At 72.0% G+C, this 24,539-nt stretch carries 22 protein-coding genes and 2 pseudogenes; 10 read left to right on the forward strand and 14 right to left on the reverse strand.

Features of this window, described 5'->3' with window-relative positions; all coding sequences use genetic code 11:
• Positions 1-161: 161 nt before the first annotated feature.
• On the forward strand, positions 162-773 hold the full coding sequence (locus ACZ4K2_RS06005; RefSeq protein WP_467474202.1) for a TetR/AcrR family transcriptional regulator: 612 nt from the start codon (positions 162-164) through the stop codon (positions 771-773).
• Positions 774-937: 164 nt separating this feature from the next.
• Here ACZ4K2_RS06005 and ACZ4K2_RS06010 read toward each other — a convergent pair.
• Positions 938-1,033, reverse strand: a pseudogene (locus tag ACZ4K2_RS06010) (MBL fold metallo-hydrolase); the annotation flags it as partial.
• An 11-nt stretch (positions 1,034-1,044) separates the two neighbouring features.
• Between ACZ4K2_RS06010 and ACZ4K2_RS06015 the strand changes: the two are divergent.
• From ACZ4K2_RS06015 to ACZ4K2_RS06030, 4 genes and pseudogenes are all read left to right on the forward strand, one after another.
• Positions 1,045-1,620 (forward strand): TetR/AcrR family transcriptional regulator, encoded by a 576-nt coding sequence (locus tag ACZ4K2_RS06015; protein ID WP_467474204.1) that lies wholly within the window; start codon positions 1,045-1,047, stop codon positions 1,618-1,620.
• 97 nt (positions 1,621-1,717) lie between these two features.
• The gene (locus ACZ4K2_RS06020) at positions 1,718-3,040 is read left to right on the forward strand and encodes an MFS transporter (protein ID WP_467474206.1); all 1,323 of its coding nucleotides are present in this window, start codon (positions 1,718-1,720) and stop codon (positions 3,038-3,040) included.
• Positions 3,041-3,325: 285 nt separating this feature from the next.
• The gene (cimA, locus tag ACZ4K2_RS06025; RefSeq protein WP_467474208.1) at positions 3,326-4,936 is read left to right on the forward strand and encodes a citramalate synthase; all 1,611 of its coding nucleotides are present in this window, start codon (positions 3,326-3,328) and stop codon (positions 4,934-4,936) included.
• A 13-nt stretch (positions 4,937-4,949) separates the two neighbouring features.
• Positions 4,950-5,374, forward strand: a pseudogene (locus ACZ4K2_RS06030) (VOC family protein).
• 22 nt (positions 5,375-5,396) lie between these two features.
• Here the strand turns inward: ACZ4K2_RS06030 and ACZ4K2_RS06035 are convergent.
• Positions 5,397-5,999, reverse strand: coding sequence for a GOLPH3/VPS74 family protein (locus ACZ4K2_RS06035; protein WP_467474210.1), 603 nt, complete (start codon positions 5,997-5,999; stop codon positions 5,397-5,399).
• A 124-nt stretch (positions 6,000-6,123) separates the two neighbouring features.
• Between ACZ4K2_RS06035 and ACZ4K2_RS06040 the strand changes: the two genes are divergently transcribed.
• Positions 6,124-7,500 (forward strand): hypothetical protein, encoded by a 1,377-nt coding sequence (locus tag ACZ4K2_RS06040; protein ID WP_467474212.1) that lies wholly within the window; start codon positions 6,124-6,126, stop codon positions 7,498-7,500.
• A gap of 8 nt (positions 7,501-7,508) precedes the next feature.
• Here ACZ4K2_RS06040 and ACZ4K2_RS06045 read toward each other — a convergent pair whose 3' ends face one another.
• Both ACZ4K2_RS06045 and ACZ4K2_RS06050 read right to left on the reverse strand, forming a co-directional pair.
• Entirely contained in the window at positions 7,509-7,751 is a 243-nt protein-coding gene (locus ACZ4K2_RS06045) for a DUF397 domain-containing protein (protein WP_467474214.1), read from the reverse strand.
• The gene (locus ACZ4K2_RS06050) at positions 7,748-8,569 is read right to left on the reverse strand and encodes a helix-turn-helix domain-containing protein (protein ID WP_467474215.1); all 822 of its coding nucleotides are present in this window, start codon (positions 8,567-8,569) and stop codon (positions 7,748-7,750) included. The genes ACZ4K2_RS06045 and ACZ4K2_RS06050 overlap by 4 nt, the downstream gene beginning before the upstream one ends.
• Before the next feature lie 112 nt (positions 8,570-8,681).
• Between ACZ4K2_RS06050 and ACZ4K2_RS06055 the strand changes: the two genes are divergently transcribed.
• Positions 8,682-9,104: an ATP-binding protein gene (locus ACZ4K2_RS06055; RefSeq protein ID WP_467474217.1), complete on the forward strand. Its 423-nt coding sequence runs from the start codon at positions 8,682-8,684 to the stop codon at positions 9,102-9,104.
• A gap of 66 nt (positions 9,105-9,170) precedes the next feature.
• On the opposite strand, the gene ACZ4K2_RS06060 is transcribed toward ACZ4K2_RS06055, so the two are convergent.
• Positions 9,171-9,719, reverse strand: coding sequence for a GNAT family N-acetyltransferase (locus tag ACZ4K2_RS06060; protein ID WP_467474219.1), 549 nt, complete (start codon positions 9,717-9,719; stop codon positions 9,171-9,173).
• 131 nt (positions 9,720-9,850) lie between these two features.
• Positions 9,851-10,453 carry a YceI family protein gene (locus ACZ4K2_RS06065; protein ID WP_467474651.1) on the reverse strand — a complete coding sequence of 201 codons (603 nt, stop codon included), beginning with the start codon at positions 10,451-10,453 and terminating at the stop codon, positions 9,851-9,853.
• Between the two features lie 215 nt (positions 10,454-10,668).
• Here ACZ4K2_RS06065 and ACZ4K2_RS06070 point away from each other — a divergent pair, with 215 nt between their 5' ends.
• From ACZ4K2_RS06070 to ACZ4K2_RS06080, 3 genes are all read left to right on the forward strand, one after another.
• A complete protein-coding gene (locus ACZ4K2_RS06070; RefSeq protein WP_467474220.1) occupies positions 10,669-11,175 on the forward strand; it encodes a hypothetical protein in 507 nt (168 codons plus the stop codon).
• Between the two features lie 357 nt (positions 11,176-11,532).
• On the forward strand, positions 11,533-13,128 hold the full coding sequence (locus ACZ4K2_RS06075; protein ID WP_467474222.1) for an acyl-CoA carboxylase subunit beta: 1,596 nt from the start codon (positions 11,533-11,535) through the stop codon (positions 13,126-13,128).
• A 35-nt stretch (positions 13,129-13,163) separates the two neighbouring features.
• Positions 13,164-13,358 (forward strand): acyl-CoA carboxylase subunit epsilon, encoded by a 195-nt coding sequence (locus ACZ4K2_RS06080; RefSeq protein WP_467474223.1) that lies wholly within the window; start codon positions 13,164-13,166, stop codon positions 13,356-13,358.
• Between the two features lie 166 nt (positions 13,359-13,524).
• Here the strand turns inward: ACZ4K2_RS06080 and ACZ4K2_RS06085 are convergent, their stop codons facing one another.
• The 8 genes from ACZ4K2_RS06085 to ACZ4K2_RS06120 form a co-directional block, all read right to left on the reverse strand.
• Positions 13,525-14,106, reverse strand: a complete 582-nt coding sequence (locus ACZ4K2_RS06085) for a GTP-binding protein (RefSeq protein WP_009314218.1) — start codon at positions 14,104-14,106, stop codon at positions 13,525-13,527.
• On the reverse strand, positions 14,087-14,650 hold the full coding sequence (locus tag ACZ4K2_RS06090) for a DUF742 domain-containing protein (protein ID WP_467474225.1): 564 nt from the start codon (positions 14,648-14,650) through the stop codon (positions 14,087-14,089). The genes ACZ4K2_RS06085 and ACZ4K2_RS06090 overlap by 20 nt, the downstream gene beginning before the upstream one ends.
• 94 nt (positions 14,651-14,744) lie before the next feature.
• Positions 14,745-15,158, reverse strand: coding sequence for a roadblock/LC7 domain-containing protein (locus tag ACZ4K2_RS06095; protein ID WP_004983065.1), 414 nt, complete (start codon positions 15,156-15,158; stop codon positions 14,745-14,747).
• A 10-nt stretch (positions 15,159-15,168) separates the two neighbouring features.
• Positions 15,169-18,462, reverse strand: coding sequence for a sensor histidine kinase (locus ACZ4K2_RS06100; RefSeq protein ID WP_467474227.1), 3,294 nt, complete (start codon positions 18,460-18,462; stop codon positions 15,169-15,171).
• A 382-nt stretch (positions 18,463-18,844) separates the two neighbouring features.
• Positions 18,845-19,420, reverse strand: coding sequence for a GTP-binding protein (locus ACZ4K2_RS06105; RefSeq protein ID WP_467474228.1), 576 nt, complete (start codon positions 19,418-19,420; stop codon positions 18,845-18,847).
• Positions 19,401-19,799 carry a DUF742 domain-containing protein gene (locus ACZ4K2_RS06110; protein WP_467474229.1) on the reverse strand — a complete coding sequence of 133 codons (399 nt, stop codon included), beginning with the start codon at positions 19,797-19,799 and terminating at the stop codon, positions 19,401-19,403. The genes ACZ4K2_RS06105 and ACZ4K2_RS06110 overlap by 20 nt, the downstream gene beginning before the upstream one ends.
• 111 nt (positions 19,800-19,910) lie before the next feature.
• Positions 19,911-20,324: a roadblock/LC7 domain-containing protein gene (locus ACZ4K2_RS06115; protein WP_218515991.1), complete on the reverse strand. Its 414-nt coding sequence runs from the start codon at positions 20,322-20,324 to the stop codon at positions 19,911-19,913.
• Between the two features lie 9 nt (positions 20,325-20,333).
• Positions 20,334-24,122: a sensor histidine kinase gene (locus ACZ4K2_RS06120; protein ID WP_467474231.1), complete on the reverse strand. Its 3,789-nt coding sequence runs from the start codon at positions 24,120-24,122 to the stop codon at positions 20,334-20,336.
• Positions 24,123-24,539 lie beyond the last annotated feature (417 nt).

Below are 24,539 nucleotides of genomic sequence, written 5' to 3' on the forward strand. Positions count from 1 at the left end.
TGCCCGCGTCCTGGTGCGGCGCGGTTCACCGGCCGCCGTGGCCCGGCCGGGGAGCCCGGCGCCATGCCGGCGGTCGCGGCCGGTGACCGCACCACCGGGTACGCGGCCCGGGCCGTTCCCCGTGCCGCCCGTGCCGCCCACGTCGGCCGGGCGGTGCCGGCATGAGCGCGGCTCCGGCGCCCCGTCGCCGTACCCCCGCCCCGCCGCGCGAGGAGGTCCTCGCCGCCGCCATGGGCATGATCGCCGAGCGTGGTCTGGAGAAGTTGACCATGGCGGGGCTGGGCCGCGAGGTCGGCATGAGCAGCGGCCACCTGCTGTACTACTTCCGCTCCAAGGACGAGCTGCTGCTGCGGACCCTGGAGTGGAGCGAGGGACGGCTCGGGGCGGAGCGCGGCCGGCTGCTCACCGGCCCCGGAACCGTCCGCGAGCGCCTGTCCGCCTACGTCGACCTGTACGTGCCCGACGGCCACCGCGACCCGCACTGGACGCTCTGGCTGGAGGTCTGGAACCGCTCGCAGAACGCCGACGAGGCCGCGCGTGAGCGCCAGGCGGCGATCGAGGGCGCCTGGCACCGCGACCTGGTCGCACTGGTCGCCGAGGGCATCTCGCGGGGCGAGTTCCGCGCGGTGGACGCGGACCGCTTCGCGGCGCGGCTGCGGGCGCTGCTCGACGGGTTCTCCATCCACGTCGCCATCGGACTGCGCGGCACCGACCGCGCACAAGTGCTGCGGCACGTACGGGAGTTCGTCGAGGACGCGCTGCTGGCGCGCTAGACGGCTCCGCCCGGTCGGGTACCACCGCCCCGGCGGCCGGTACGGCCTGCGGGGGCGCGGGCGACCGGTGGTCCCCGCGCGGCGGGCCGCCGGCGTACCGCTGCGGCGACGCCGCGAGTGCCGGTTCGTCGTCCGCCACCTCCGTGAGGAACCCGCGGACCCGGTCAGGCCGCGGGGACGGGCAGCAGCCGGTACGCGTCGCCGTGGGCGACGACCCGGCCGGCGGTGGGCGGGGCGAAGTGGGTGCCCAGCAGCAGGGTGAACTGGTGTCATGAGCCGCAAGCAGATGGTCCGCCCCGGCGGGCGCAGCGCCCGGGTGCAGGCCGCGGTGCACTCCGCCGTGCGTGAACTCCTGACGGAGGTGGGGCGCGACGCGCTGTCCGTCCCGCTGATCGCCCAGCGCGCCGACGTCACCCCGTCGACGATCTACCGCCGCTGGGGCGACCTGGCCGAACTGCTGTCGGACGTCGCGGTGGAGCGACTGCGCCCCGACGGTGAGCCGGCGGACCACGGCGACCTGCGTTCCGACCTCACTGCCTGGGCCGAGCAGTTCCTCGACGAGATGGCGTCCGGCTCGGGCCGCGCGTACGTCCGCGACGCCCTGCTCGGCGACCCGGACGGCGACAACGCCGGCCGGTGCTCGGCCTACGCGGCGGAGCAGATCGACGTCATCCTCGCCCGCGCGGTCGGCCCCGAGGAGGGCGCCCCGGACGTCGAAGCGGCCATGGACCGCGTCGTCGCCCCCCTGATGTACCGCATCCTCTTCCGCCCGGCCGGCCTCGACGCCGCCTACGCCCGCCGGCTCGTGACCGACCTCCTCGGCGCCCCCGGGAAGGGCGGCCGGTGACCGGGTGACGGCGGTCCCGGGAAGAGCCGGTGACCGGGCGCCCGCCCGCCGGCCCGCCGCAGGCGTCGTCCGGGGTGCCGGCGGGCAGTAACGGGCCATGGGACGACACCACTGGAAGCGGATCTGGGTGGGCTCGGCGGGCAACATGGTCGAGTGGTTCGACTGGTTCGTGTACGCGAGCTTCGCCCCCTACTTCGCCGGCGCGTTCTTCCCCAGCGGCAACCCCACCGCCCAGCTCATGAACACCGCCGGCATCTTCGCCGTCGGCTTCTTCATGCGGCCGGTGGGCGGCTGGCTGCTGGGCAGGGTCGGCGACCGCAAGGGCCGCAAGGCGGCGCTCACCCTGACCGTCACCCTGATGTCGGCGTCGGCGCTCCTAGTCGCCGTCGCCCCCACCTACGCGGTCGCCGGCTACGGCGGCGCACTCGTCCTGCTCGTCGCCCGCCTGCTCCAGGGCCTGTCGGTGGGCGGCGAGTACGCGGCCAGCGCCACCTACCTCACCGAGGCGTCGGACCCGGCCCGGCGCGGCTTCGCCTCCAGCTTCCAGTACGTGTCCATGACGGCCGGCCAGATCGCCGGCCTCGGCCTGCTGATCGTCCTCCAGCACACCCTGTCCGACGACGCCCTGCACGGCTACGGCTGGCGCATCCCGTTCGCCGTCGGCGCGCTCGGCGCGGTGGTCGTCTTCCACCTGCGCCGCAGCATGCCGGAGACCGAGGTGTACGCGCAGGACACCTCACACGCCGGGGAGCGCGGCACCCTGCGCGTCCTGTGGCAGCACCGGCGCGAGGCGTTCCTGGTCGTCGCCCTCACCATGGGCGGCACGGTGGCCTACTACACCTACACGACCTACCTGACCAAGTACCTCTCCAACTCCGCGGGCCTGCCCAAGGAGACGGCGACCCTGGTCTCCTTCACCGCCCTGATCGTCTTCGCCGCGCTCCAGCCGTTCGCCGGAGCCCTCTCCGACCGCGTCGGCCGCCGCCCGCTGCTCATCACCTTCGCGGTCGGCTCCACCGTCCTCACCGTCCCGATCATGACCCTGCTCCGGCACGCCGACGGCTACTGGTCCGCCCTCGGCCTCGCCCTGCTCGCGCTGACCGTGGTCACCGGCTACACCTCGATCAACGCCTGCGTGAAGGCCGAGCTGTTCCCCACCGGCGTGCGCGCGCTCGGGGTGGCCCTGCCGTACGCCGTCGCCAACGCCCTCTTCGGCGGCACCGCCGAGTACGTCGCGCTGTGGTTCAAGAAGGGCGGCATCGAATCCGGCTTCTCCTGGTACGTGGCCGCCTGCGCCGCCGTCTCGCTCGGCGTGTACGTCACCATGCGCGAGACGAAGGACCTGGACCTGAACCGGGTGGAGGCCGGCCGGGGGAGCGCCGCGGACTCCCGAAAGTCCAGCCCGCCGACCGCATACTGAGACGGTGGACTGATCGGGCGCGGCGCTGTGCCAGACTTTCCCCGTGCTCTCGTTCGCCATGATTATGGGCAGCAGGCGCGCCGGTCCGCAGTGACCACCTCGTACGACCAGATGCGGGTGGCCATCGTCGTCCTCGACCCGCGCGCAGACCTCTCGCACCCGCGAGGGGTTTTTTCGTTTTCCGGCCCACCTTCAGCCGGCGACGGAGCGCGAGGGAATACTGGGGGGACGGTGGAGCCGGTCATTCCGGTAAGACCGAAGATCCACAACAGGAGCCTTGAGAACATGACCGAGACGGCAACCAGCGAGCTCGACGACTCGTTCCACGTCTTCGACACCACGCTGCGCGACGGCGCGCAGCGCGAGGGCATCAACCTCACCGTCGCGGACAAGCTCGCCATCGCCCGGCACCTGGACGACTTCGGCGTCGGCTTCATCGAGGGCGGCTGGCCCGGCGCCAACCCCCGCGACACCGAGTTCTTCGCCCGTGCCCAGGCGGAGATCGAGTTCCGGCACGCCCGGCTCGTCGCCTTCGGCGCCACCCGCCGCGCCGGCACGAAGGCCGCCGAGGACCCCCAGGTCCAGGCGCTGCTGGCGTCCGGCGCCCCGGTGATCACCCTGGTCGCCAAGTCGCACGACCGGCACGTGGAGCTGGCCCTGCGCACCACCCTGGACGAGAACCTGGAGATGGTCCGCGACACCGTCTCCCACCTCAAGGAGCAGGGCCGCCGGGTCTTCGTGGACTGCGAGCACTTCTTCGACGGCTACCGCGCCGACCCCGAGTACGCCAAGGCCGTCGTCCGCACCGCCGCCGAGGCCGGCGCCGACGTCGTCGTCCTCTGCGACACCAACGGCGGCATGCTCCCCGCCCAGGTGCACGCGGTCGTCTCCACCGTCCTCGCCGACACCGGCGCCCGGCTCGGCGTCCACGCCCAGGACGACACCGGCTGCGCGGTCGCCAACACGCTGGCCGCCGTCGACGCGGGCGCGACCCACGTGCAGTGCACGGCCAACGGCTACGGCGAACGCGTCGGCAACGCCAACCTGTTCCCGGTGGTCGCGGCCCTGGAACTGAAGTACGGCAAGAAGGTGCTGCCCGAGGGCAGGCTCCGCGAGACCACCCGCATCTCCCACGCCATCGCCGAGGTCGTCAACCTGACGCCGTCCACGCACCAGCCGTACGTGGGCGTCTCCGCCTTCGCGCACAAGGCCGGCCTGCACGCCTCCGCCATCAAGGTCGACCCGGACCTGTACCAGCACATCGACCCCGAACTGGTCGGCAACACCATGCGCATGCTGGTCTCCGACATGGCGGGCCGCGCCTCCATCGAGCTGAAGGGCAAGGAGCTGGGCATCGACCTGGGCGGCGACCGCGAGCTGGTCGGCCGGGTGGTCGAGCGGGTGAAGGAGCGGGAGCTCAAGGGGTACACCTACGAGGCCGCCGACGCCTCCTTCGAACTGCTGCTGCGCGCCGAGGTCGAGGGCCGGCCGCTGAAGTACTTCGACGTCGAGTCCTGGCGGGCCATCGTGGAGGACCGGCCCGACGGCACCCACGCCAACGAGGCCACCGTCAAGCTCTGGGCCAAGAGCGAGCGGATCGTCGCCACCGCGGAGGGCAACGGCCCGGTCAACGCCCTGGACCGGGCCCTGCGCGTGGCGCTGGAGCGGATCTACCCGCAGCTCGCCAACCTGGAGCTGGTCGACTACAAGGTCCGCATCCTGGAGGGCAAGCACGGCACGTCGTCCACCACCCGCGTGCTCATCTCCACCTCGGACGGCTCGGGCGAGTGGGCCACGGTGGGCGTGGCCGAGAACGTCATCGCCGCCTCCTGGCAGGCCCTGGAGGACGCGTACACGTACGGCCTCCTCCGGGCGGGCGTGGAGCCCGCCCGGTAGGCACAGTGGAGGCATGACCTCACACGCGAGCGGCGCGTCGGCCGGGGCCCGGGTCGCGACCCGGCTCCCCGCACGGGACCTGGAACGGGCCCGGCGTTTCTACGCCGAGCGGCTGGGCCCGCACCCGGTGGACGAGCGGCCCGGCGGACTGCTGTACCGGTGCGCGGGCGTGGACTTCGTCATGTTCCGCTCGACGGGGCCTCGCCCGGCACGTTCACCCAGATGGCCTTCGAGGTGGACGACATCGAGGCGGCCGTGGCGGAACCGTGCCGCCGGGGCGTCGTCTTCGAGGAGGTCGACGCGCCGGGCTTCCGCAGCCGGCACGGCATCGCCGAGATCGAGGGCAACTACCCGGGCAAGGGCGCGCGCGGGGAGTGGGGCGCCTGGTTCCGGGACAGCGAGGGCAACCTGCTGGGGATCGGCGAGCTGATCCTGTGAGGCGGGGGCCGCCCGGTGCCGCTCAGGGCGCCCGCCAGATGTTGTCGAAGGCCACGTTCTCGATGCGCCGCCGCTCCCGCACGGCCTCCAGCTCCGTCACCGCGTCGCCGACCGCCACCAGCACGGTGACGACCGCCTCGTCCCCGGGCTCGGGCGCGGCCGGGCGGTCGTCCGGGATGCCGAGGGTGGAGGCGAGCCCCGCCAGGACGGGTTCGTGGGACCACCACCGGTCGGCCGCGCGCCGCCGGGCCGGGGTGTCGGCCGCCGGGTCGTCCCGGTCGCGCAGCGCGAGCCAGTGCCGGCGCCGCCCGGTGAGCTGCCCCTCGCCCTCCAGGACGTCCCGGTAGGCCGTCGCCAGCCCCTGCCCGCGCCGCCACAGCCAGTCCTCCACCGTCTCGTACGGCTCCTCGCGGACCAGCGCCGCGCCCGCCTCGTCCAGCAGCCGGTCGCCCGTGGTCAGCACCGGACCCGGCACGATCCGCCCGTCCGCCAGGGTGAGCGCCCGGGCGCCGAGGAGGTCGACCAGCTCGGCCCCGGCCAGCGCCAGGGACAGGTCCCCCTGCTCGACGGGCTGCTCACGGGGGATGTCGAGGCTGACGAGGAAGAGATCCTGCGGTGTGGTCATGCCTCCACCTTGGTCCCGGGACGGCCGATCCGCACCACGCCACACCGCCGCCCCCCGGGCCCGGCCGGGCCGGCGGGCATCCGCCGGGCGGCCGGACCGCGGGGGCTTCGGGTAGGTTCGAGACATGAAGGCCCTGCCGCGGACCCGAAGCGTCCCCGCCCTGCTGGCCGCCCTGACGCTGGTGCTGGCGGCCGTGTTCGCGCTCGCCCCCGGCGCCCGCGCGGACACCGGCGTCTCCACCGTCGCCGAGGCCCTGCGCAAGGGCCCGGTCTACGTCGACCCGGCGGCCCGGGACCAGCTCTCGGCGGCGGACGCCGCCACGCTCGCCGCGCGGATCAAGGACGCCGACAAACCCCTGTTCGTCGCGGTCCTCCCGGCCGGCTACCCCACGAAGGACCTGTTCTCGCACCTGCGTGCCGCCACCGGCGTCACCGGCCTGTACGGCATCCGCCTCGGCGACCGCTTCGACGCCCGCGCCGACTCCTCCGTCATGTCGGCCACGGCCCGCAGGAACCTGGTCGCCAGTGTCCAGGGCGAGGACGCCAAGGCCCAGCTCACCGACTTCACCGACCGCGCCCTCGCCAACATGGGCGGCCACGCCCCGAGGAGCTGGGGCGGTTCGACCGGGGACGGCGGGGCCTCCGGCGCGGTGCTGATCACGGCGGGCGCGGTCCTGGTGGCCGGCGGCGCGGGCGCCTACGCCCTGGTCCGCCGCAACCGCCGGCGCCGCGAGGAGGAGCAGCGGGCCGCCCTGGACCGGCTGCGGGTGGTGGTGGACGAGGACATCACCGCGTTCGGCGAGGAACTCGACCGCCTCGACTTCCAGCCCGCGGAGCCGGGCGCCGACGACGCCATGCGCGCCGACTACGAGCACGCGCTCGACGCCTACGACACCGCCAAGCAGCGCATGGCCGCGGCGGCGAAACCGGAGGACGTCCGCGGGGTCACCGAGGCGCTGGAGGACGGCCGCTTCTCCCTCGCCCGGCTCGCCGCCCGGCGCGAGCGCCGTCCCCTCCCCGAGCGCCGCCCGCCCTGCTTCTTCGACCCCCGGCACGGGCCCGCGGTCGCCGACGCCACCTGGACCCCGCCCGGCGGAGCCGCACGCGAGGTCCCGGTCTGCGCGGCGGACGCCGCCCGGCTGGCCGACGGACTCGACCCGGCGGTCCGCGAGGTCGACACGGAGTACGGCCGCCGCCCCTACTGGGACGCGGGCCCCGCCTACGGCCCCTGGGCCGGCGGCTACTTCGGCGGCGGCATCCTGCCCGGCCTCCTCGTCGGCACGGTGCTGGGCGGCATGATGGCCGCCCCCTCCTACGCGGCCGACTACGGCACCGGGTACGGCGACTTCGGCGGGCCCGGCGACTTCGGTTCCGGCGGCTACGAGGGCGGCGACGTCTCGGGCACCGACTTCAGCCCCGGCGACTTCGGGGGCGGCTTCGGCGACGGCGGCGGCGACTTCGGCGGGGGCGGCGACGGAGGCGACTTCGGCGGAGGCTTCTGAGCCCCCGCTCAGCGGCCGACGCCGCCCAGGAACCCGCCCCAGGCGGCGGGGGAGAGGCTGAGGACGGGGCCGGTGGTGTTCTTGGAGTCGCGGACGTGGATGGCGGCGGGGTGGGCGGCGACCTCCACGCAGTCGCCGCCCTCGCTGCCGCTGTGGCTGGACTTGCGCCAGGTGTAGGCGAGTTCGAGGCAGTCGCCGCCCTGGCTGCCGCTGTAGCTGGACTTGAACCACGCCAATGCTGCGGTGTTCATGACTCTCCTAGCAGTCCGTTTAGGAGGCGCATGCTCTCGTCGGGTGAGAGGGCCTGTGACCGCAGCATTCCATACTGGAGGTGATAGTCGCTGACCTCATCGGGGTCAGCGACGAGAAAACTGGCGCGCTGTACTTCCAAGTAGATGAGGCGGTCGTACTCGGGAGTTTCCAGCAGCACCATGGGGCCGTCGAGGCAAGCATGTGGCGTCCGGGCCTCAGGCATGATCTGAAAGCTCATGTGAGCCGGCTCGGTGTACTCCAGGATCTGCCGGATCTGCTCTCGCATGACTTCCGGGCCTCCGACCTCCCGCCGGAGGATGCCCTCCTCCATGACGAAGTGGCCGACGGGGGGCCGTTCCCGTTGCCAGATCAACTGTCGTTCCATCCGGGCGTTCACCCACTGCTCGGCGGTCTCGTTTCCGAGCGCTGGGTAGCGGTAGCCGAACACGGCACGGCAATAGTCCCTGGTCTGTAGGAGCCCCGGAACCACCAGGCTCTGATACGAGAGGATGCTCATTGCCTCCTGCTCGTGATCCACCAGCCCCTGCGCGAACTGCACGATCCGGTCCCGTACCGGCAGCCGGGCCACCAGGACCGCCAACGCGCCGCCCGTCTCCAGCAGCTCGTCGAACTGCTCGGCCCGGTCGGGCTGGAGGGCGAGCCTGCCCTGCTCGATCGACCTCACCGTGTCGACCGACAGGCTCGCCAGCTCCGCGAACCGCTCCTGCGTGAGACGCGCCTTCTTCCGGAAGTGCGCCACGAGCGCACCCACCGCGTACCAGGAACCGACCTTCTTCGGCCTCATTGCCTCGTGCATGGCCGTTCCCTTCCCCCGCGCGCGCCACGATCCCTCGTAGTGGACCCGTAGCAATCAGCACTACGACTTCACTCACTGACCCAGTGTAGTGACGCTCAGTGACACTCGGCTCATGAACGCGGAACCTCAGACCCCCCACACGCGCCAGGCGTTCTACCGCCGCGACCGCAGGTCGGTACGGATCGCACGCGAGTTCGCCCGCGAGGCGCTGACGGACTGGGCCGCCACCGAGCGCGGCGACGACGTACTGCTCTGCGTGAGCGAACTGGCGACCAACGCCCTCCTCCACGGCGTCCCGGCCGGCCGCGGCTTCCTCCTCCGGCTGACCCTGCACACCGACGGCGCCCTGCGCGTGGAGGCGCACGACAGCGGGGGAGGTGTGGTCCGGGTCCCGGACGGACTCCGGGAGGCGGAGGCGGAACACGGCCGGGGCCTGCTGCTCGTCGCCGCCCTCGCGGACAAGTGGGGCGTGACGGAACGGGACCCGGGCAAGGTCGTCTGGTGCGAGTTCGGGGCGGGGAGCGACCGCACCTGAGGCTGCCGGCGGGCTACGGCCGCTTGCCCGGGGGTTTCCCGTCCGCCCCCGGGCCGGGACGCCGGATCACACGGGGTTCGCCCACTCCTCGCGCAGCATGCCGAAGAGCACGCGGTCGTAGCGCTCCCCTCCCACCAGCACCGCCGACCGGCGGCGGCCTTCCTCGCGGAAGCCGAGCCTGGTGAAGGCGCGCACGGCGCGCTCGTTGCCGCTCCAGGTATCCAGTTCCAGCCGGTTCAGGGAGTAGGCGCCGAACAGGTGGTCCACGAGCAGCCGTACCGCGTCACTGCCGTGGCCGCGGCCCCAGAACTCCCGCTCGCCGATGGTGACGCCCAGCGTGGCCACCCCGGCGTAGGGGTCGAGGTCCCGGTAGTCGGCCATGCCTATCACTTCGCCGCTCGCCAGGTCCTCGACCGTGAACACGGCCGACTCCCGCGGGCTCAGGCGCAGCATCGTGTCGAAGCCGAGCCCGATCGCCTCCGCCGTGACCGGGCCGAAGGACGGGTCGCCGCCCGCGGCCCAGCGCACCACCTCGGGGTCGTTGCGCCAGCGGAGATGGTGCTCGGCGTCCGCCGCGCGCAGCGCGCGCAGCCTGACCAGTTTTCCCTTGAACATCGGGCAACCCTAGTCGATCACTCAGGACCCCCCGGGGCACGCCGAAGCGCCCGCCCCCTCCTGCCGGCGAGCAGGGGTGGAGGGCGGGCGCGCGGGGGCGGGGCGCCGGGGCCGGCCGGGCCGCCGGGGGCTCACGCGTTCTTGATCGCCGAGATGTCGAACACCAGCTTGATCTTGTCGGAGATCAGGACGCCACCCGTCTCCAGCGCGGCGTTCCAGGTCAGGCCCCACTCGGAGCGCAGCAGCTCGGCCTTGCCCTCGAAACCGGCGCGCTCGTTGCCGAACGGGTCCTTCGCGGAGCCGTTGAACTCCAGGTCGATGGAGATCTGCTTGGTGACGCCGAGCATGGAGAGGTCGCCGGTGATGCGGTAGTCGTCGCCGCCCAGGGCCTGCGCCCCGGTGGAGCGGAACGTCATCGTCGGGAACTCGTCGATCTTGAAGAAGTCGGCCGACTTCAGGTGGGCGTCACGGTCGGCGTTGCCGGTGTCGATGCTGGCCATCTGGATGTCGAGCGTGGCGGTCGACCGGCTGGGGTCGGCGCCGTCCAGGTGCAGCGAGCCGGTGAACTCGGAGAAACCGCCCTTGACGTTGGTGACCATGGCGTGCCGGGCCACGAAGCCGATCGTGCTGTGGGCCTGGTCGATCGTGTAGTCGCCGGTCAGGGCGCTCAGGTCGGGGCCGGCGGTGGTCTGCGCGGCGGCGGGGGTGCTGTCCTTGCGGCTGAAGATGCCCATGATGGCCTCCTGGTTGAACGTTAAACGAACCGACGCGTCCGACAGTAGACCCATTCCGTTTAATTTTCAACATCATCCGGATGGTGTTCCCAGGATCGCACAGAGTCACCACATCCGCCCCCTGGTGCGCACACCTGGCCCTCGTGCACCATCTGCCTGCACCGCCTGCACAGCCGACCCACCGAAGAAGCACGGCCCACCGCAGGGAGGTACTCATGAAGCCGCTCAAGACCCGCGCGCTCCTGACCGCGCTGGCCCTCGTCGCCGCGCCCGGCGTCGCCGTCCTCGGCACCGCGACCGACGCCTTCGCCGTCAGCAAGATCAGCCACGCGACCGCCACCTCGATGTTCCGTTCGTCCGGCATCACCTGGTCGTCCTCCGGCAACTGCTCCGACCGGAACAACTCGACCTGTACGTCCTTCGAACAGCTCAACCTCGCCACGGCGCAGGGCGCCCAGACCCTCAAGGGGGCCAGCGGCTGCGCCCTGAACATCACCGGCGGCACCGAGACGGGGCATGCCTCCGGCACCTACTCGCACTGGAACGGCTACAAGCTCGACTACGCCAAGAACACGTGCGTGACCTCGTACGTCAAGAACACCTTCACCTACATCGGCCTGCGCGGCGACGGAGCCCCGCAGTACAAGTCCGGCTCCGGCAACATCTACGCCGACGAGGGCAACCACTGGGACGTCCTCTACTACAACTGCGGCGGCTGCTGACCGCGGGAGGGCGGTGACCGGCCGGCCGCGGGTCCGGCCGGCGCCGTCCCCCGGACGGGTCCGGCGGCCGGGCACCTCCGGCGGACGGGTACGGTGGGGGTGCCGACGGCGCCCGGGCCCTCCCGGCTGACCGCCGTCCGGGCCCTCCGTGTCACTCCGGTGATGGCATGTTGCCGCCGTGAATGTGAGGTGGCTCCCGGCTGACGTCTTGTCGTCTACCTACAAGCCGACGCCCGTCTGAGCAGTCGGAACGGCTGCATTCCGCCCCGGTTCTGTTCACTCGTACCAGGAAAACGGGCCGGAGACTGTACAGAGTCGACGGCTCGCTTTTCTTGGTGTCCTTCGTAAGGTCGCTACATGACCGTTTTGGAAGAGACGACGGGTGAGCCGACCGGTGAGCCGACGGACGCGCGCGGACGGGTCGCCGAGCTGCACGGCATCCGTGCCCGGGCCGTGGCCGGTCCGAGCGAGAAGGCGACCGAGGCGCAGCACGCCAAGGGCAAGCTGACGGCGCGGGAGCGGATCGAGCTGCTCCTGGACGCCGGGTCCTTCCAGGAGGTCGAGCAGCTGCGCCGGCACCGGGCGACCGGTTTCGGCCTGGAGGCGAAGAAGCCGTACACCGACGGTGTGATCACCGGCTGGGGCACGGTGGAGGGCCGGACGGTCTTCGTCTACGCCCACGACTTCCGGATCTTCGGCGGCGCGCTGGGCGAGGCGCACGCCACGAAGATCCACAAGATCATGGACATGGCCATCGCGGCCGGTGCCCCGCTGGTCTCGCTGAACGACGGCGCCGGCGCCCGCATCCAGGAGGGCGTCTCGGCGCTCGCCGGGTACGGCGGCATCTTCCAGCGCAACACCCGGGCGTCGGGCGTCATCCCGCAGATCTCGGTGATGCTCGGCCCGTGCGCGGGCGGCGCGGCCTACAGCCCGGCCCTGACGGACTTCGTCTTCATGGTCCGCGAGACCTCGCAGATGTTCATCACCGGCCCGGACGTGGTCAAGGCGGTCACCGGCGAGGAGATCACCCAGAACGGCCTCGGCGGCGCCGACGTGCACGCCGAGACCTCCGGCGTCTGCCACTTCGCGTACGACGACGAGGAGACCTGCATCGCCGAGGTGCGGTACCTGCTCTCGCTGCTCCCGCAGAACAACCGCGAGAACCCGCCCCGCGCGGACTCCTCGGACCCGGCGGACCGCCGCTCCGACGTCCTGCTCGACCTGGTCCCGGCCGACGGCAACCGGCCGTACGACATGGCCAAGGTCATCGAGGAGATCGTCGACGACGGCGAGTACCTGGAGGTCCACGAGCGCTGGGCGCGCAACATCATCTGCGCCCTGGCCCGCCTGGACGGCCAGGTGGTCGGCATCATCGCCAACCAGCCGCAGGTCCTCGCCGGCGTCCTGGACATCGAGGCGAGTGAAAAAGCTGCGCGTTTCGTACAGATGTGTGACGCTTTCAATATCCCGATCGTGACGTTCCTGGACGTGCCGGGGTTCCTCCCCGGTGTCGACCAGGAGCACGGCGGAATCATCCGCCACGGCGCGAAGCTGCTGTACGCCTACTGCAACGCGACCGTGCCGAGGATTTCGCTCATCCTGCGCAAGGCGTACGGCGGGGCGTACATCGTCATGGACAGCCAGTCCATCGGCGCCGACCTGACCTACGCCTGGCCGACCAACGAGATCGCCGTCATGGGTGCCGAAGGCGCCGCCAACGTCATCTTCCGCCGCCAGATCGCCGGCGCGGAGGACCCCGAGGCCATGCGTCAGAAGATGGTCAAGGAGTACAAGGCCGAGCTGATGCACCCGTACTACGCGGCCGAACGCGGCCTGGTCGATGACGTCATCGACCCCGCGGAGACCCGCGAGGTGCTGATCAAGTCCCTGGCGATGCTGCACTCCAAGCACGCCGACCTGCCCTCGCGCAAGCACGGCAACCCGCCGCAGTGACCCAGCGGACCCCTCTGCCCCGGAGACTGACACCCATGAGCACTCCTGACATCCGCGTCGAGAAGGGCCACGCCGAGCCCGAGGAGGTCGCCGCCATCACGGCCATCCTCATGGCCCGCGCCGCCGCCCGCACCGAGCCCTCCGCCCAGGCCCACCGCGGCCGCCCCCGGGCGGGCTGGCGCCGCCTGGAGCGCGAGGGCGGCTTCCGCGCCCCGCACAGCTGGCACTGAGCCCTTCCGCGCGTACCCACGGCCCCGCCACTCCTCCGGGAGGGCGGGGCCGCGGCGCGTCCGGCGGCCCGGCTCCCGCCCCCTCCGCTCCCCGGCGTCCCCGCACACGCAACGGCCCCCGTCGCTCTCGGGAGGAGAGGCGGGGGCCGGTTCCGGTGGTCCGGCGCTACCGCAGGCGTGCCATCAGGGCGTGCTCCACCAGCGTGATCAGCGCCGACTTGGCGTCCGCGCGGTGGCGGGCGTCCGTCGTGATGATCGGGGTGTCCGGGCCGATCTGCAGCGCCTCGCGCACCTCGTCCGGGTTGTACGGCTGCTGGCCGTCGAAGCCGTTGAGGGCGATGACGAAGGGCAGTCCGCTGTTCTCGAAGTAGTCGACGGCGGGGAAGCAGTCGGCGAGGCGGCGGGTGTCGACCAGGACGATCGCGCCGATGGCGCCGCGGACCAGGTCGTCCCACATGAACCAGAAGCGGTCCTGGCCGGGGGTGCCGAACAGGTACAGGATCAGGTCCTGGTCCAGGGTGATGCGGCCGAAGTCCATGGCGACGGTGGTCGTCGTCTTGTCCCCGGTGTGGGTGAGGTCGTCGATGCCGGCCGACGCGGACGTCATGACGGCCTCTGTGCGCAGCGGGTTGATCTCCGAGACAGCGCCGACGAACGTGGTCTTGCCCACGCCGAAGCCGCCCGCCACCACGATCTTCGCGGAGGTGGTGGAGCGGGAAGGACCGCCGCTAGAGCTTGCGAAGTCCACTGAGCACCCTTTCGAGCAAAGTCACGTCTGGCTGGCCTCCGGCGTTCTCGTTGCCGCCGGGCTGATGGATGGCGACCAGGCCCGCCTCCGCCAAGTCGGCGACGAGAATCCTGGCCACGCCGAGGGGGATCGACAGCAGCGCGGAGACCTCCGCGACCGACTTGATCTCCCGGCACAGATTGCAGATCCGCTGATGCTCGGGCAACTGGCCCTGCATCTGGTGCGGAGCGGCGGTGGTGTGCACCAGTGCCTCGATGGCGAGCTGGTAGCGCGGGCGGGTCCGGCCGCCGGTCATGGCGTACGGACGCACCAGGGGGTTGTTCGCGGCCGGGGCCGGCTCGGGCTGGTGCTGCGGCTGGACCGGCTGGATGCGCGGGGCCGGAGGCTGGTCGTACGGAGAGGGGCCCGGGCCCTGCGGACCGTACGGCCGCCGGTGACGGGGAGCGGAGGGGAAGCCGTACCGGTTCGCCGAACCGTCGCCCTGGCCCTGTGCGGGACCGTACGACCAGTTGCCCGAAGACGAACCGCCTGGGGGTGTTGCCACTTTCTCCTCCTCCGAGTGCGTCGGGCGCCCATCCCTGTGGAGCCGCGTCCCGAAACCTTACGGCCCCGGGACGCGAATACGCACCGTCCGATTGTCAGTTGAGAAGGCTTCCCTGGAGCTCCGCGCGGAGATCCGGGGTGAGGACCGTGCCCGCGCGGTCCACCAGAAGGGCCATCTCGTACCCGATGAGGCCGATGTCCGCCTCGGGATGGGCCAGCACCGCGAGCGACGAACCGTCGGAAATGGACATGATGAAGAGAAATCCTCGCTCCATCTCCACAACCGTCTGGTTCACACTGCCGCCCTCGAAGATGCGCGAGGCACCGGCGGTCAGCGAGGTCAGACCGGAGGCGACGGCCGCGAGCTGGTCGGCACGGTCGCGGGGGAAGCCTTCGGACATCGCCAGAAGGAGTCCGTCGGCGGAGACCACCACGGTGTGGGACACCCCCGGGGTGTTGTCCACGAAGTTGGTGATCAACCAGTTCAGGTTCTGTGCCGCCTGGCTCATCGGGCTCACACTAACGCTCCTGGTCGTAGGTGCTGTCAGGACCACTGTGCTGATCGGTAGTGGCCTGGCCGTTCGTTTCACTGCCTGCGCTGCGTCCACGCTGGACGCCCCGGCGCAGGTTGCTCAGCCTGCCCCGGACGTCCTCCGGGGCGCGGGAGACCTGTGGGCCTCCCTGGGGGGTGGACTCGGCGGCACCCTCGACCAGGTTGGCCTTGGGTACCCGCCGCGGCAGACCGGAGGCGGTGACCCCGCCTGCCTTGGGCTTGCGGAGCTGGGAGGCCTGCTGCCACCGCTCGTCGTTCGCCGAACGCCAGCCGCTGTCGCCGCTCGCTCCCGGCGTGCCGCCCGGTGCCGGGGCCGGCGTCTCCCGCTGCGCGCGCGCCGTGCCGTCGGGGGCGCCGGCGCCGTTCGCACCGCTCGCGGTGGAACCGCGGCGCGGCAGCCCGGCGTCGGTCAGCTCGTGTGCGGCGGGGGAGTCCGTGCCCGGACCGTCGAAGCCTACGCGGTCGCGCTCACCCGCGTCAGCGGCCTGCGCGGATTCCGCTTCCGGAGCGTACTGGGCCGGGTAACCGTGCTGGTAGGCGTCCTGCTGCGGCCAGTCGTCCCGGTAGGCCGGCGTCTGGGCGGGGTCCGGGTACGCCGCCGCCGATTCCGGATGACCACCGTTCGGGGAGAGGCCCTCGTGCTGCGGCACCCCGCCGTTCGGCGCGTAGTACTGCTCGTCGTACGGCTGCTCGTAGGACCGCTCGTACGCCGCGTGCTGCTGCGGGTCCTGGTACGCCGGCGCCTCGAAGCCCTGCCGCTGCTGCTCGTCGTACGCCTGCTGCCGCCCGTCGCCGTACGCCTGCTGCTGCTCCTGGTAGGACTGCTGCTCCGGGTACGCGTGCTGACTGGTGAACGGGTCGGTGTAGCCGGTGGCGGGCCCGGCGCTCTCCTGCCGCGGCTCCTCGGCCGGCGCCCCGGGGGCAGGGGTGTCCAGCGACGCCCGGCGCTCGTCGCGCATCCGCGAACGGCCGACCGGGTCGAGGCCGCGGGCGTCGTCCGGCACCTCGGTGTAGCGGCTGTCGTCGAAGCCGAGTTCGGCGGCGGTGCGCAGGGGCTGCTGCACCTGGCCGAAGCCCTCACCCTGGAACTGCTGCTCCGGGATGATCTGCGAGACGGTGAAGTCGTCGCGGTCCCGCGGGGCTTCGCCGCCACCGCCGTGCGTGATCGCGTCCGGCAGCATGACCAGGGAGGTCGTGCCGGCCTGCTCGCCCGAGGGGCGGAGCTGGACCCGGATGCCGTGCCGGTCGGACAGCCGGCCGACCACGAACAGGCCCATGCGCTGGGAGACCGCGGCGTCCACGGTCGGCGGGTTGGCCAGCTTGTGGTTGATGTCCGCGAAGTCCTCGGCGGTCAGGCCGATGCCCTTGTCGTGGATCTCGATCATGACGCGGCCGTCGGGCAGGCGGGTCGCCGTCACCCGGACCTTGGTCTGCGGGGAGGAGAACGTGGTGGCGTTCTCCAGCAGCTCGGCCAGCAGGTGCACGAGGTCGGTGACCGCGCGGCCGTGGATCTCGGCCTCCGGCACCCCGGACAGCTCGATGCGCTCGTACTGCTCCACCTCCGAGGAGGCGGCCCGCAGCACGTCGACCAGCGGCACCGGCTGGTCCCAGCGGCGGCCGGGCTCCTCGCCGGCGAGGACCAAGAGGTTCTCGCCGTTGCGGCGCATACGGGTGGCCAGGTGGTCCAGCCGGAAGAGGTTCTCCAGCTGGTCCGGGTCCGCCTCGTTGTTCTCCAGGTCGGTGATCAGGGTGAGCTGGCCCTCGATCAGCGACTGGTTGCGGCGGGAGAGGTTGGTGAAGATCGCGTTGATGTTGCCCCGCAGCAGGGCCTGCTCGGAGGCGAGCCGGACCGCTTCGCGGTGGACCTGGTCGAAGGCGCGGGCGACCTCGCCGATCTCGTCCTTGGTGGTGATCGGGATCGGCGCCACCCGGGTGTCGACCCGGCCCGGGTCGGTACGGGAGAGTTGGTCGACCAGCATCGGCAGGCGCTGCTCGGCGATGCCGAACGCGGCGTTGCGCAGCCGGCGCATCGAGCGGCTCATCTGGCGGGCCACCAGACCGGCCAGGATGAAGGCGGCCAGCAGGGCGACGACGACCACGGCACCGGTGATGAAGGCGGAGGTCTTGGCGTCGTCGGCGATGCCGGACGCCTCGCCCACGGCCTTGTCGGCCAGGTCGGACTCGATCTGGCGGTAGGCCTTGTACTTCAGCGTGTTGGCCGCCCACCAGTTGTCGGCGGTGATGCCCTTGGCGGCGAGCTGCCGGCGCGTGGACTCGCTGGTGTCCTGCATGGTGGCGACCGCCGTGACCATGTCGGACGGGTCGGCCGGGGGAGCGACGTACTGCGGGTCCGCCGCCTTGGCCTTCTGGGCCAGGGCCGCGCCGTCCGCCTTGATCCTCTCCCTGGCGTCGTCGAGCTTCTGCGCGTCGGCCTCGGTGCCACCGCCCGTGTACTCCTCGATGGCGATGCGTTCGAGGTAGGCGTAAGAGGAGAGGGAGACCCGCTGGGTCGCCAGGTTCGGTGCGTCCGGACCGGGTTTGACCAGCAGGTGCGTGCCGATCGAACGCTCCAGGGACAGCGCCGCCTTGGTCAGCGACATCGCGTAGACGGTACGGCCGTAGGAGGTGATGTTGCCGGTGCCCAGGCCCAGCTCGTTGGCGAACTCCATCAGCGGGTGGGCGACCGTGACGTAGCCCTCCTCGGTCTGGACGCCGGTCGTCCTGGAGGTGTAGGCCACCTGCCGCAGTTGCGCCAGCTTGGGCTCGGCCTCGCCGAACAGCTTCAGCCGCCGTTGCAGGCCGGAGTCGCCCGGGGCGCTCTTCGTCGCCTCGTGGAAGGTGGCCGCGGCCGCGTCCGTGGCCCGGCGGGCCTGGTCGACGGTGGCCTTCGCCTCCGCGTCCTTCTTCTTCAGCAGCAGCGGCGCGGCGGTGACGTCGCGCTCGTTCTCCAGGGCGTCGGCGTAACCGAGGGCGGCACGCACCAGACGGGCGGTGTTCTCGGCGTCGCGGGCCTGCTGCCAGGTGTCGATCGAGTTCTTGACCTGGAAACCGCCCATGACGAGACCGACCATCACGGGTATGAGGAGAATGGCGTTCAGCCGGGTCGGCACCCGCCAGTTCCGCGGGGAGAGACGGCTCCCGCCGGACGCGGGGGAGGCCGCCGGCTCCGCGCCGGGAACGGGCGCGGCCGCCGCGGCACGCGGCGGCGGGGTGAAGTTGCCCCGAGCCGACGGCTCGGGACCGTTCTTGCTTCGCCTCACTCGACCAACAACCTCTCGGCGGTCGGCACCTACGTCGTGCCGCAGTCTCTCAGAGCCCGGTTCGCGCACAGACCACTACGGAGTGCGTCTTCGGCCATCGGGCGGTTCAGGCATTCCAGCACGCGGACCAGTGCACTTCCAAACAGTGCGCACCGGCGGAGTGCTCACTTGTAAACGAGAGATAAAACGGTCATACAGAGCGAGCGCTGTCAAAAGGCGGGACGTTCGTGCGCACAGTGGCACCGCGCGACCGCGTCGCGTGGCGACGGCGGGGGATTCCTCTGCCGAACCGTTATGAACGCCGGAGCCGACCGTGTCAAAGGCCACAGTCGGCTCCGTTGCCCCGTACGGCAACTGCCTTACGGCCCGTCGCACTTGGCTGTTACTTCAGGCGTGCCATCAGGGCGTGCTCCACCAGCGTGATCAGCGCCGACTTGGCGTCGCCGCGGTGGCGGGCGTCCGTCGTGATGATCGGGGTGTCCGGCCCGATCTGCAGCGCCTCCCGCACCTCCTCGGGGGCGTACGGCTGCTGGCCGTCGAAGCCGTTGAGGGCGACGACGAAGGGCAGCCCGCTGTTCTCGAAGTAGTCGACGGCGGGGAAGCAGTCGGCGAGGCGGCGGGTGTCGACCAGCACGACGGCACCGATGGCGCCGCGGACCAGGTCGTCCCACATGAACCAGAAGCGGTCCTGGCCGGGGGTGCCGAACAGGTACAGGATCAGGTCCTGGTCCAGGGTGATGCGGCCGAAGTCCATGGCGACGGTGGTCGTCGTCTTGTCCCCGGTGTGGGTGAGGTCGTCGATGCCCGCCGAGGCGGACGTCATGACGGCCTCCGTGCGCAGCGGGTTGATCTCCGAGACGGCGCCGACGAACGTGGTCTTGCCCACGCCGAAGCCACCCGCCACCACGATCTTCGCCGAGGTGGTGGCCCGGCCCGTGTCAGAGCTTGCGAAGTCCACTGAGCACCCTTTCGAGCAGCGTCACATCCGGAGCGCCGCCGTTGTTCTCGTCGCCGCCCGGCTGGTGCACGGCGACCAGGCCGGCCTCGGCGAGGTCGGCCACCAGGATCCGCGCCACACCGAGTGGCATGGCCAGCAGCGCGGAGACCTCCGCGACCGACTTGACCTCGCGGCACAGATGGCAGATCCGCTGGTGCTCCGGGAGCAGGCCCATGAGCGCTGCCGGGTCGGCCGTCGTGCTGATCAGCGCCTCGATGGCGAGCTGGTAGCGAGGCCTGGTCCGGCCGCCGGTCATGGCGTACGGCCTCACCAGCGGCTGGTCGCCCTCGTCCTCGTACGGCTCCGCGTACGGATCATGATGGGCGGTGGGCGGGGTCATGAATCCTCCGGGCGGGACAGCAAGTCGGTCAGTCAAGCCGTCTGACGGGGCCGGTGGGGGGATTGTGGCGGCCGGACGGTGTTTTTGTGAGGTGGGTGGTGCCGGGGGAGGTCAGTGAAGCAGACTTCCCTGTAGTTCGGCGCGCAGGTCCGGGGTGAGTACCGCCCCCGCGCGGTCGACGAGCAGTGCCATCTCGTAGCCGACGAGGCCGATGTCCGCGTCCGGGTGGGCCAGCACCGCGAGGGAAGACCCGTCCGAGATGGACATCAGGAAGAGGAACCCGCGTTCCATCTCGACGACCGTCTGCGCCACGTTGCCGCCCTCGAAGATCCGGGACGCCCCGGCCGTGAGGGAGGTCAGACCGGAGGCGACGGCCGCGAGCTGGTCGGCGCGGTCCCGTGGGAAGCCTTCGGACATCGCCAGCAGAAGGCCGTCGGCGGAGACCACCACGGTGTGGGACACCCCGGGGGTGTTGTCCACGAAGTTGGTGATCAACCAGTTCAGGTTCTGTGCCGCCTGGCTCATCGGACTCAACTAACGCTCCTGCTGGTGAGTGGGGCTCGGGAAGCTGCCGGTCTGGCCGCTGCCGGCCTGACGGCCCTGAGCGATGCCCCGACGAAGATTGGTCAGCCGTCCGCGTACGTCGTCAGGCGCACGCGAGACCTGCGGACCGGCTTGGTGCTGTTGCTGCTGTGCCGTGCCGGGTACGAGGTTCGCCCGGGGGACCCGGCGCGGCAGACCGGAGGTGGTGATCCCGCCTGCGGCGGGCTGCCTGACGCGTTCGGCCTGCCGGACGAGTTCGTCGTTCGGCGAGGTGCGCCAGGAACCTGTGTTCGGCCCGGGACGCTGCTGCTGTCCGGGGCCCTGTGGCTGCTGCGGCTGCTGCTGGGACGCGTTCGCGCCCTCCTGCTGCTGGCCGTGGAACCAGTTGGTCTCCAGCGTGTCGTACAGCGGGGTACGGCCGTCGCCCGGACCGCTGGCCGGCGGCAGCGCCCATCCCTCGCCCGGTCCCCGGCCGTCGGCGGGCCGCTGCGCGGCGCCCCCGTCGTCGAGCTCGGAGTGGACCGGACGCTGCTGGGGGGCCGGGGCCTGCGGGGCCGGCCGGCGCGGGGCGCCGAACTCGTCGGGGCCGGCCGGCTGCGGACGCTCGAACTGCCCGGGGTGGCCGGGGTTCTGGCGGCCGGGCAGCGCGTGCTGACCGGTGGAGCCGGCGTCCCAACCGCCCTCGTAGCCGCCGTCGTACGCCTGCGGGGCCGGGAACTGGCCCGTGTGCTGCTGCACGTCGTGGTCCGGGCGCCCGGCGCCCGGCGTGCCGAACACGTCGGAGCGGACGAAGGCGCCCGAGTCCTGCTGGGTGCCCGGGGCGTCGAAGTGCCCGGGCTGCTGGGGGGCGTCGGGGTGCGGGAAGCGGCCCGTCTGCCGGAGGTCGTCGGGGCGGGCGAACTGGCCCGGGTGCGGAGCGGAACCGCCGGAGCCGGGTAGCTCGGGACGCTGGAACGCGCCCGTCGCCGTCGGGTCCTGGGCGTCGATCCGGGGCATCTCCGCGGTCGCGCCGGGACCCTGGCGGTCGTCCACGCGCGGCATGCGCGAGGTCTGCGGGTCCTGCTCGTCGTGGCCGCGCGGGGCGTCCAGCGAGGCACGGGAGAGTGGGCCCTGCGCGTCGCCCCAGCCGGGGGTGCGCGACTGGCCGTCGCCGCCGGGCAGTTCGGCCCGCGGCCCGCCGCGCGGCGGGAGCTGGGGCCGGCGGCCCTGGTCCGCGGGAGCACCGGCGCGGCGCTGGCCGCGGCCGGCGAAGAAGTCCTGCTGTGGCCCGTTCGGGTCGGCGTCCTGGAGCCCCTGCGGGCCACCCGGCGCCTGCCCGCCGAAGCCGCCCGCGCCGGAACCGGCGGGCACCGGCCGGCCCTGCTGCGGGGAACCGGGACGGCCCTGGGGACCGCGCCCGCCGCCCGGGGCGCCCGGACGGCCGCCCTGGCCGGTGCCGACCTGGCCGCGCGGGCCCGGACCGGAGCCGAGCAGTCCGCCACCGGCCGGGGCACCGCCGCCGTTGCCGTTCTGGCGCCTGGCCGCGGCGGCACCGGCGGCGGCCTGCGCGGCGGCGGGACCGCCGGTCGAGGGCGCACCGGGCTTGCCGGGAACGGGCTTCTTGCCGCCCTGGGCGACGTCCACGGGCAGCATGACCAGCGCGGTCGTGCCGCCGGAGTCGGACGGGCGGAGCTGGATGCGGATGCCGTGCCGCTGCGACAGGCGGCCGACCACGAAGAGGCCCATGCGGCGGGAGACGGAGACGTCCACGGTGGGCGGCGAGGCCAGCCGCTCGTTGATCGCCGCGAGGTCCTCGGGGGAGAGGCCGATGCCGGTGTCGTGGATCTCGATCAGCACCCGCCCGTCGGGCAGCGCGTGACCGGTGACCTTGACCTTGGTCTGCGGGGAGGAGAACGAGGTGGCGTTCTCCAGCAGCTCGGCGAGCAGGTGCACGAGGTCGTTGACGACGCGGCCGGCGACCTCGGTCGTCGGCACGGAGGCCAGCTCGATGCGCTCGTACTGCTCCACCTCGGAGGCGGCGGCGCGGAGCACGTCGACCAGCGGGACCGGGCGGGTCCAGCGGCGGCCGGGCTCCTCGCCGGCGAGGACGAGGAGGTTCTCGCCGTTTCGGCGCATACGGGTGGCGAGGTGGTCGAGCTTGAACAGCGAGGAGAGCTGGTCGGGGTCGGCCTCGCGGGACTCCAGTTCGGAGATCAGCGAGAGCTGGCGCTGGATCAGGCCCTGGGAGCGGCGCGAGAGGTTGGTGAACATCGCGTTGACGTTGCCCCGCAGCAGGGCCTGCTCGGCGGCGAGGCGGACCGCCTCGCGGTGCACGTCGTCGAAGGCCGCGGCCACCTGGCCGATCTCGTCCCGGGAGTGCACACCGACGGACTCCACGGAGGTGTCGACGTCCTGCGGGTCCGCCTCCGAGAGCTGCTTGACCAGCTCGGGCAGGCGGTCCTGGGCGACCTTGGTCGCGGTCTCCTGGAGCCGGCGCAGCGAGCGGATCATGGACCGGGCGACGACGAACGCGCCGACCAGCGAGACACCGAGCACGAGCAGGATCAGCGCACCGGAGATGATGGCGTCCCGCTGGGTGGCGCTCTTCAGCTCGCGGGCCTTCTGCTCCATCTCCTCGAGCAGCGTGTGCTCGATCTTCTTCATCTGCTCGATCTTGGTCGAGCTGTCGTCCACCCAGTCCTTGTAGGACCGCGCCGGGAGCTGCTGGAGGCCGTCCGGGGACTCGAAGGACCGCTTGGCGTAGGTGTCCGCGGACTCGATCGTCGGGTTGCCCTCGTCGATCGGCTTGAGGAGTTCCTCGGCGTTCTGGTCCGCGTAGATCTTGCGGAAGATCGCCAGCTCGGAGTTCTCGCTCTCGTACGCCGACTGGCCGTAGAGGCGGTCGTTCTCGGCGAGGTCGCCCTTCTTGTCGGTGGTCGCGGGCAGCGCGGCCGCGATCATGGCGCGCTGCACGGACGCGTACTCCTTGGCGGTGGAGAAGGCCGCCAGGGCGCGCGTGCGCGAGATCATCTCCGGGTTGCTGGACGCCTCGGCCATGTCCTGGGAGAGGCCGATCAGCTGGGTGATGAGCCGGTGGTAGGACTCGACCGTCTGGGAGGCGTTGTCCTTCGCCCCGTAGGCCTTCTGCCGGATCCTGGCCAGGTCGTCGAGCTGGTTGGCGAGGCCGACGAGGGCGTCGCGCACGCCCTGGAGGTTGCCGTCCTTGCTGGCCGCGTCGATCTGCTCGGAGGCGTCGAGGAACTGGTCGCGGGCCCGGTCGCTCTTCTGCTGGTAGGCCTTGATCTGGTAGTCGTTCGCCTTCAGCCCGCCGTGCGCGAGGGGCCCGGCCGACTGGTCGCGCTCGTCCTGGAGGGCCATGGCCAGCTCGGTGGCCTGCTTGGTCATCTCCGTCAGCAGCTTCATGTTGTCGAGCTGCTGGATGTCGTCCATGTTCTGGTTGATGCGCAGCGCGCCCAGCGTGGTCGCCGCGACCACGGGCAGCGCGAGCAGCGACACCAGACGGGTGGAGATGCGCCAGTTGCGCAGGTGCAGCCGCGTGCCGGCGTCGCCCGGTCCCTGGGCGGACTTCGCCGACGGCTTGGGGGTGCCCGAGGGCGCCGCCGCGGCGGCGGAGGGGGCCGGGGCGCCGGGACGCCCGCCGCGCTCACCGCCGTCCCCGGCCGGCGCCGGACCCGGGGTCTGGGCGTGCTGGGGCGAGGAGCTGACGGCCATCGGGCCAGTCCCGCCGTGCGGCTCCGGCTCCGCCGAAGCGCTGCCATCCCTCTTGAAACGTCCCTGCACTAGCGTCGCAACCTCTGGACCAGGCGTCCCTCCGCGTGAGCGGTGGGGACACGGTGTCGGCGTTTGGAGAGCGCCCTGAATACGCCCCCCGGTGGTCTTGAGTGACCGGCGCTGGTTCCCCCTGTCTCGCCGCCGCCCGGCGCTGTGTGCGCCCCCTGCGCGCCGGCTCGATCCTGCGGCGGTTCCGTGGAATTCCAGCACAGTGCAGGATCTCCAACAAGGGCAGTGAGCCGAGCTGTGACTTACGTGACGGGGTGTGAGTGGCGGATTACCGCTGGTGGTAGTCGATTCGGGCGATACCGGGCGTATCTCTGCACGTCGTCGCCCGGCACCAGGTGTCCCAGTCGCCATGATCAGGAGCGGAATGGTGGCTTCAGGGGGTCAATGTCCGTTTCACCGCGGCGTGTTGTCGGCCGG

This window comes from Streptomyces sp. NPDC025833 (genome assembly GCF_055558055.1).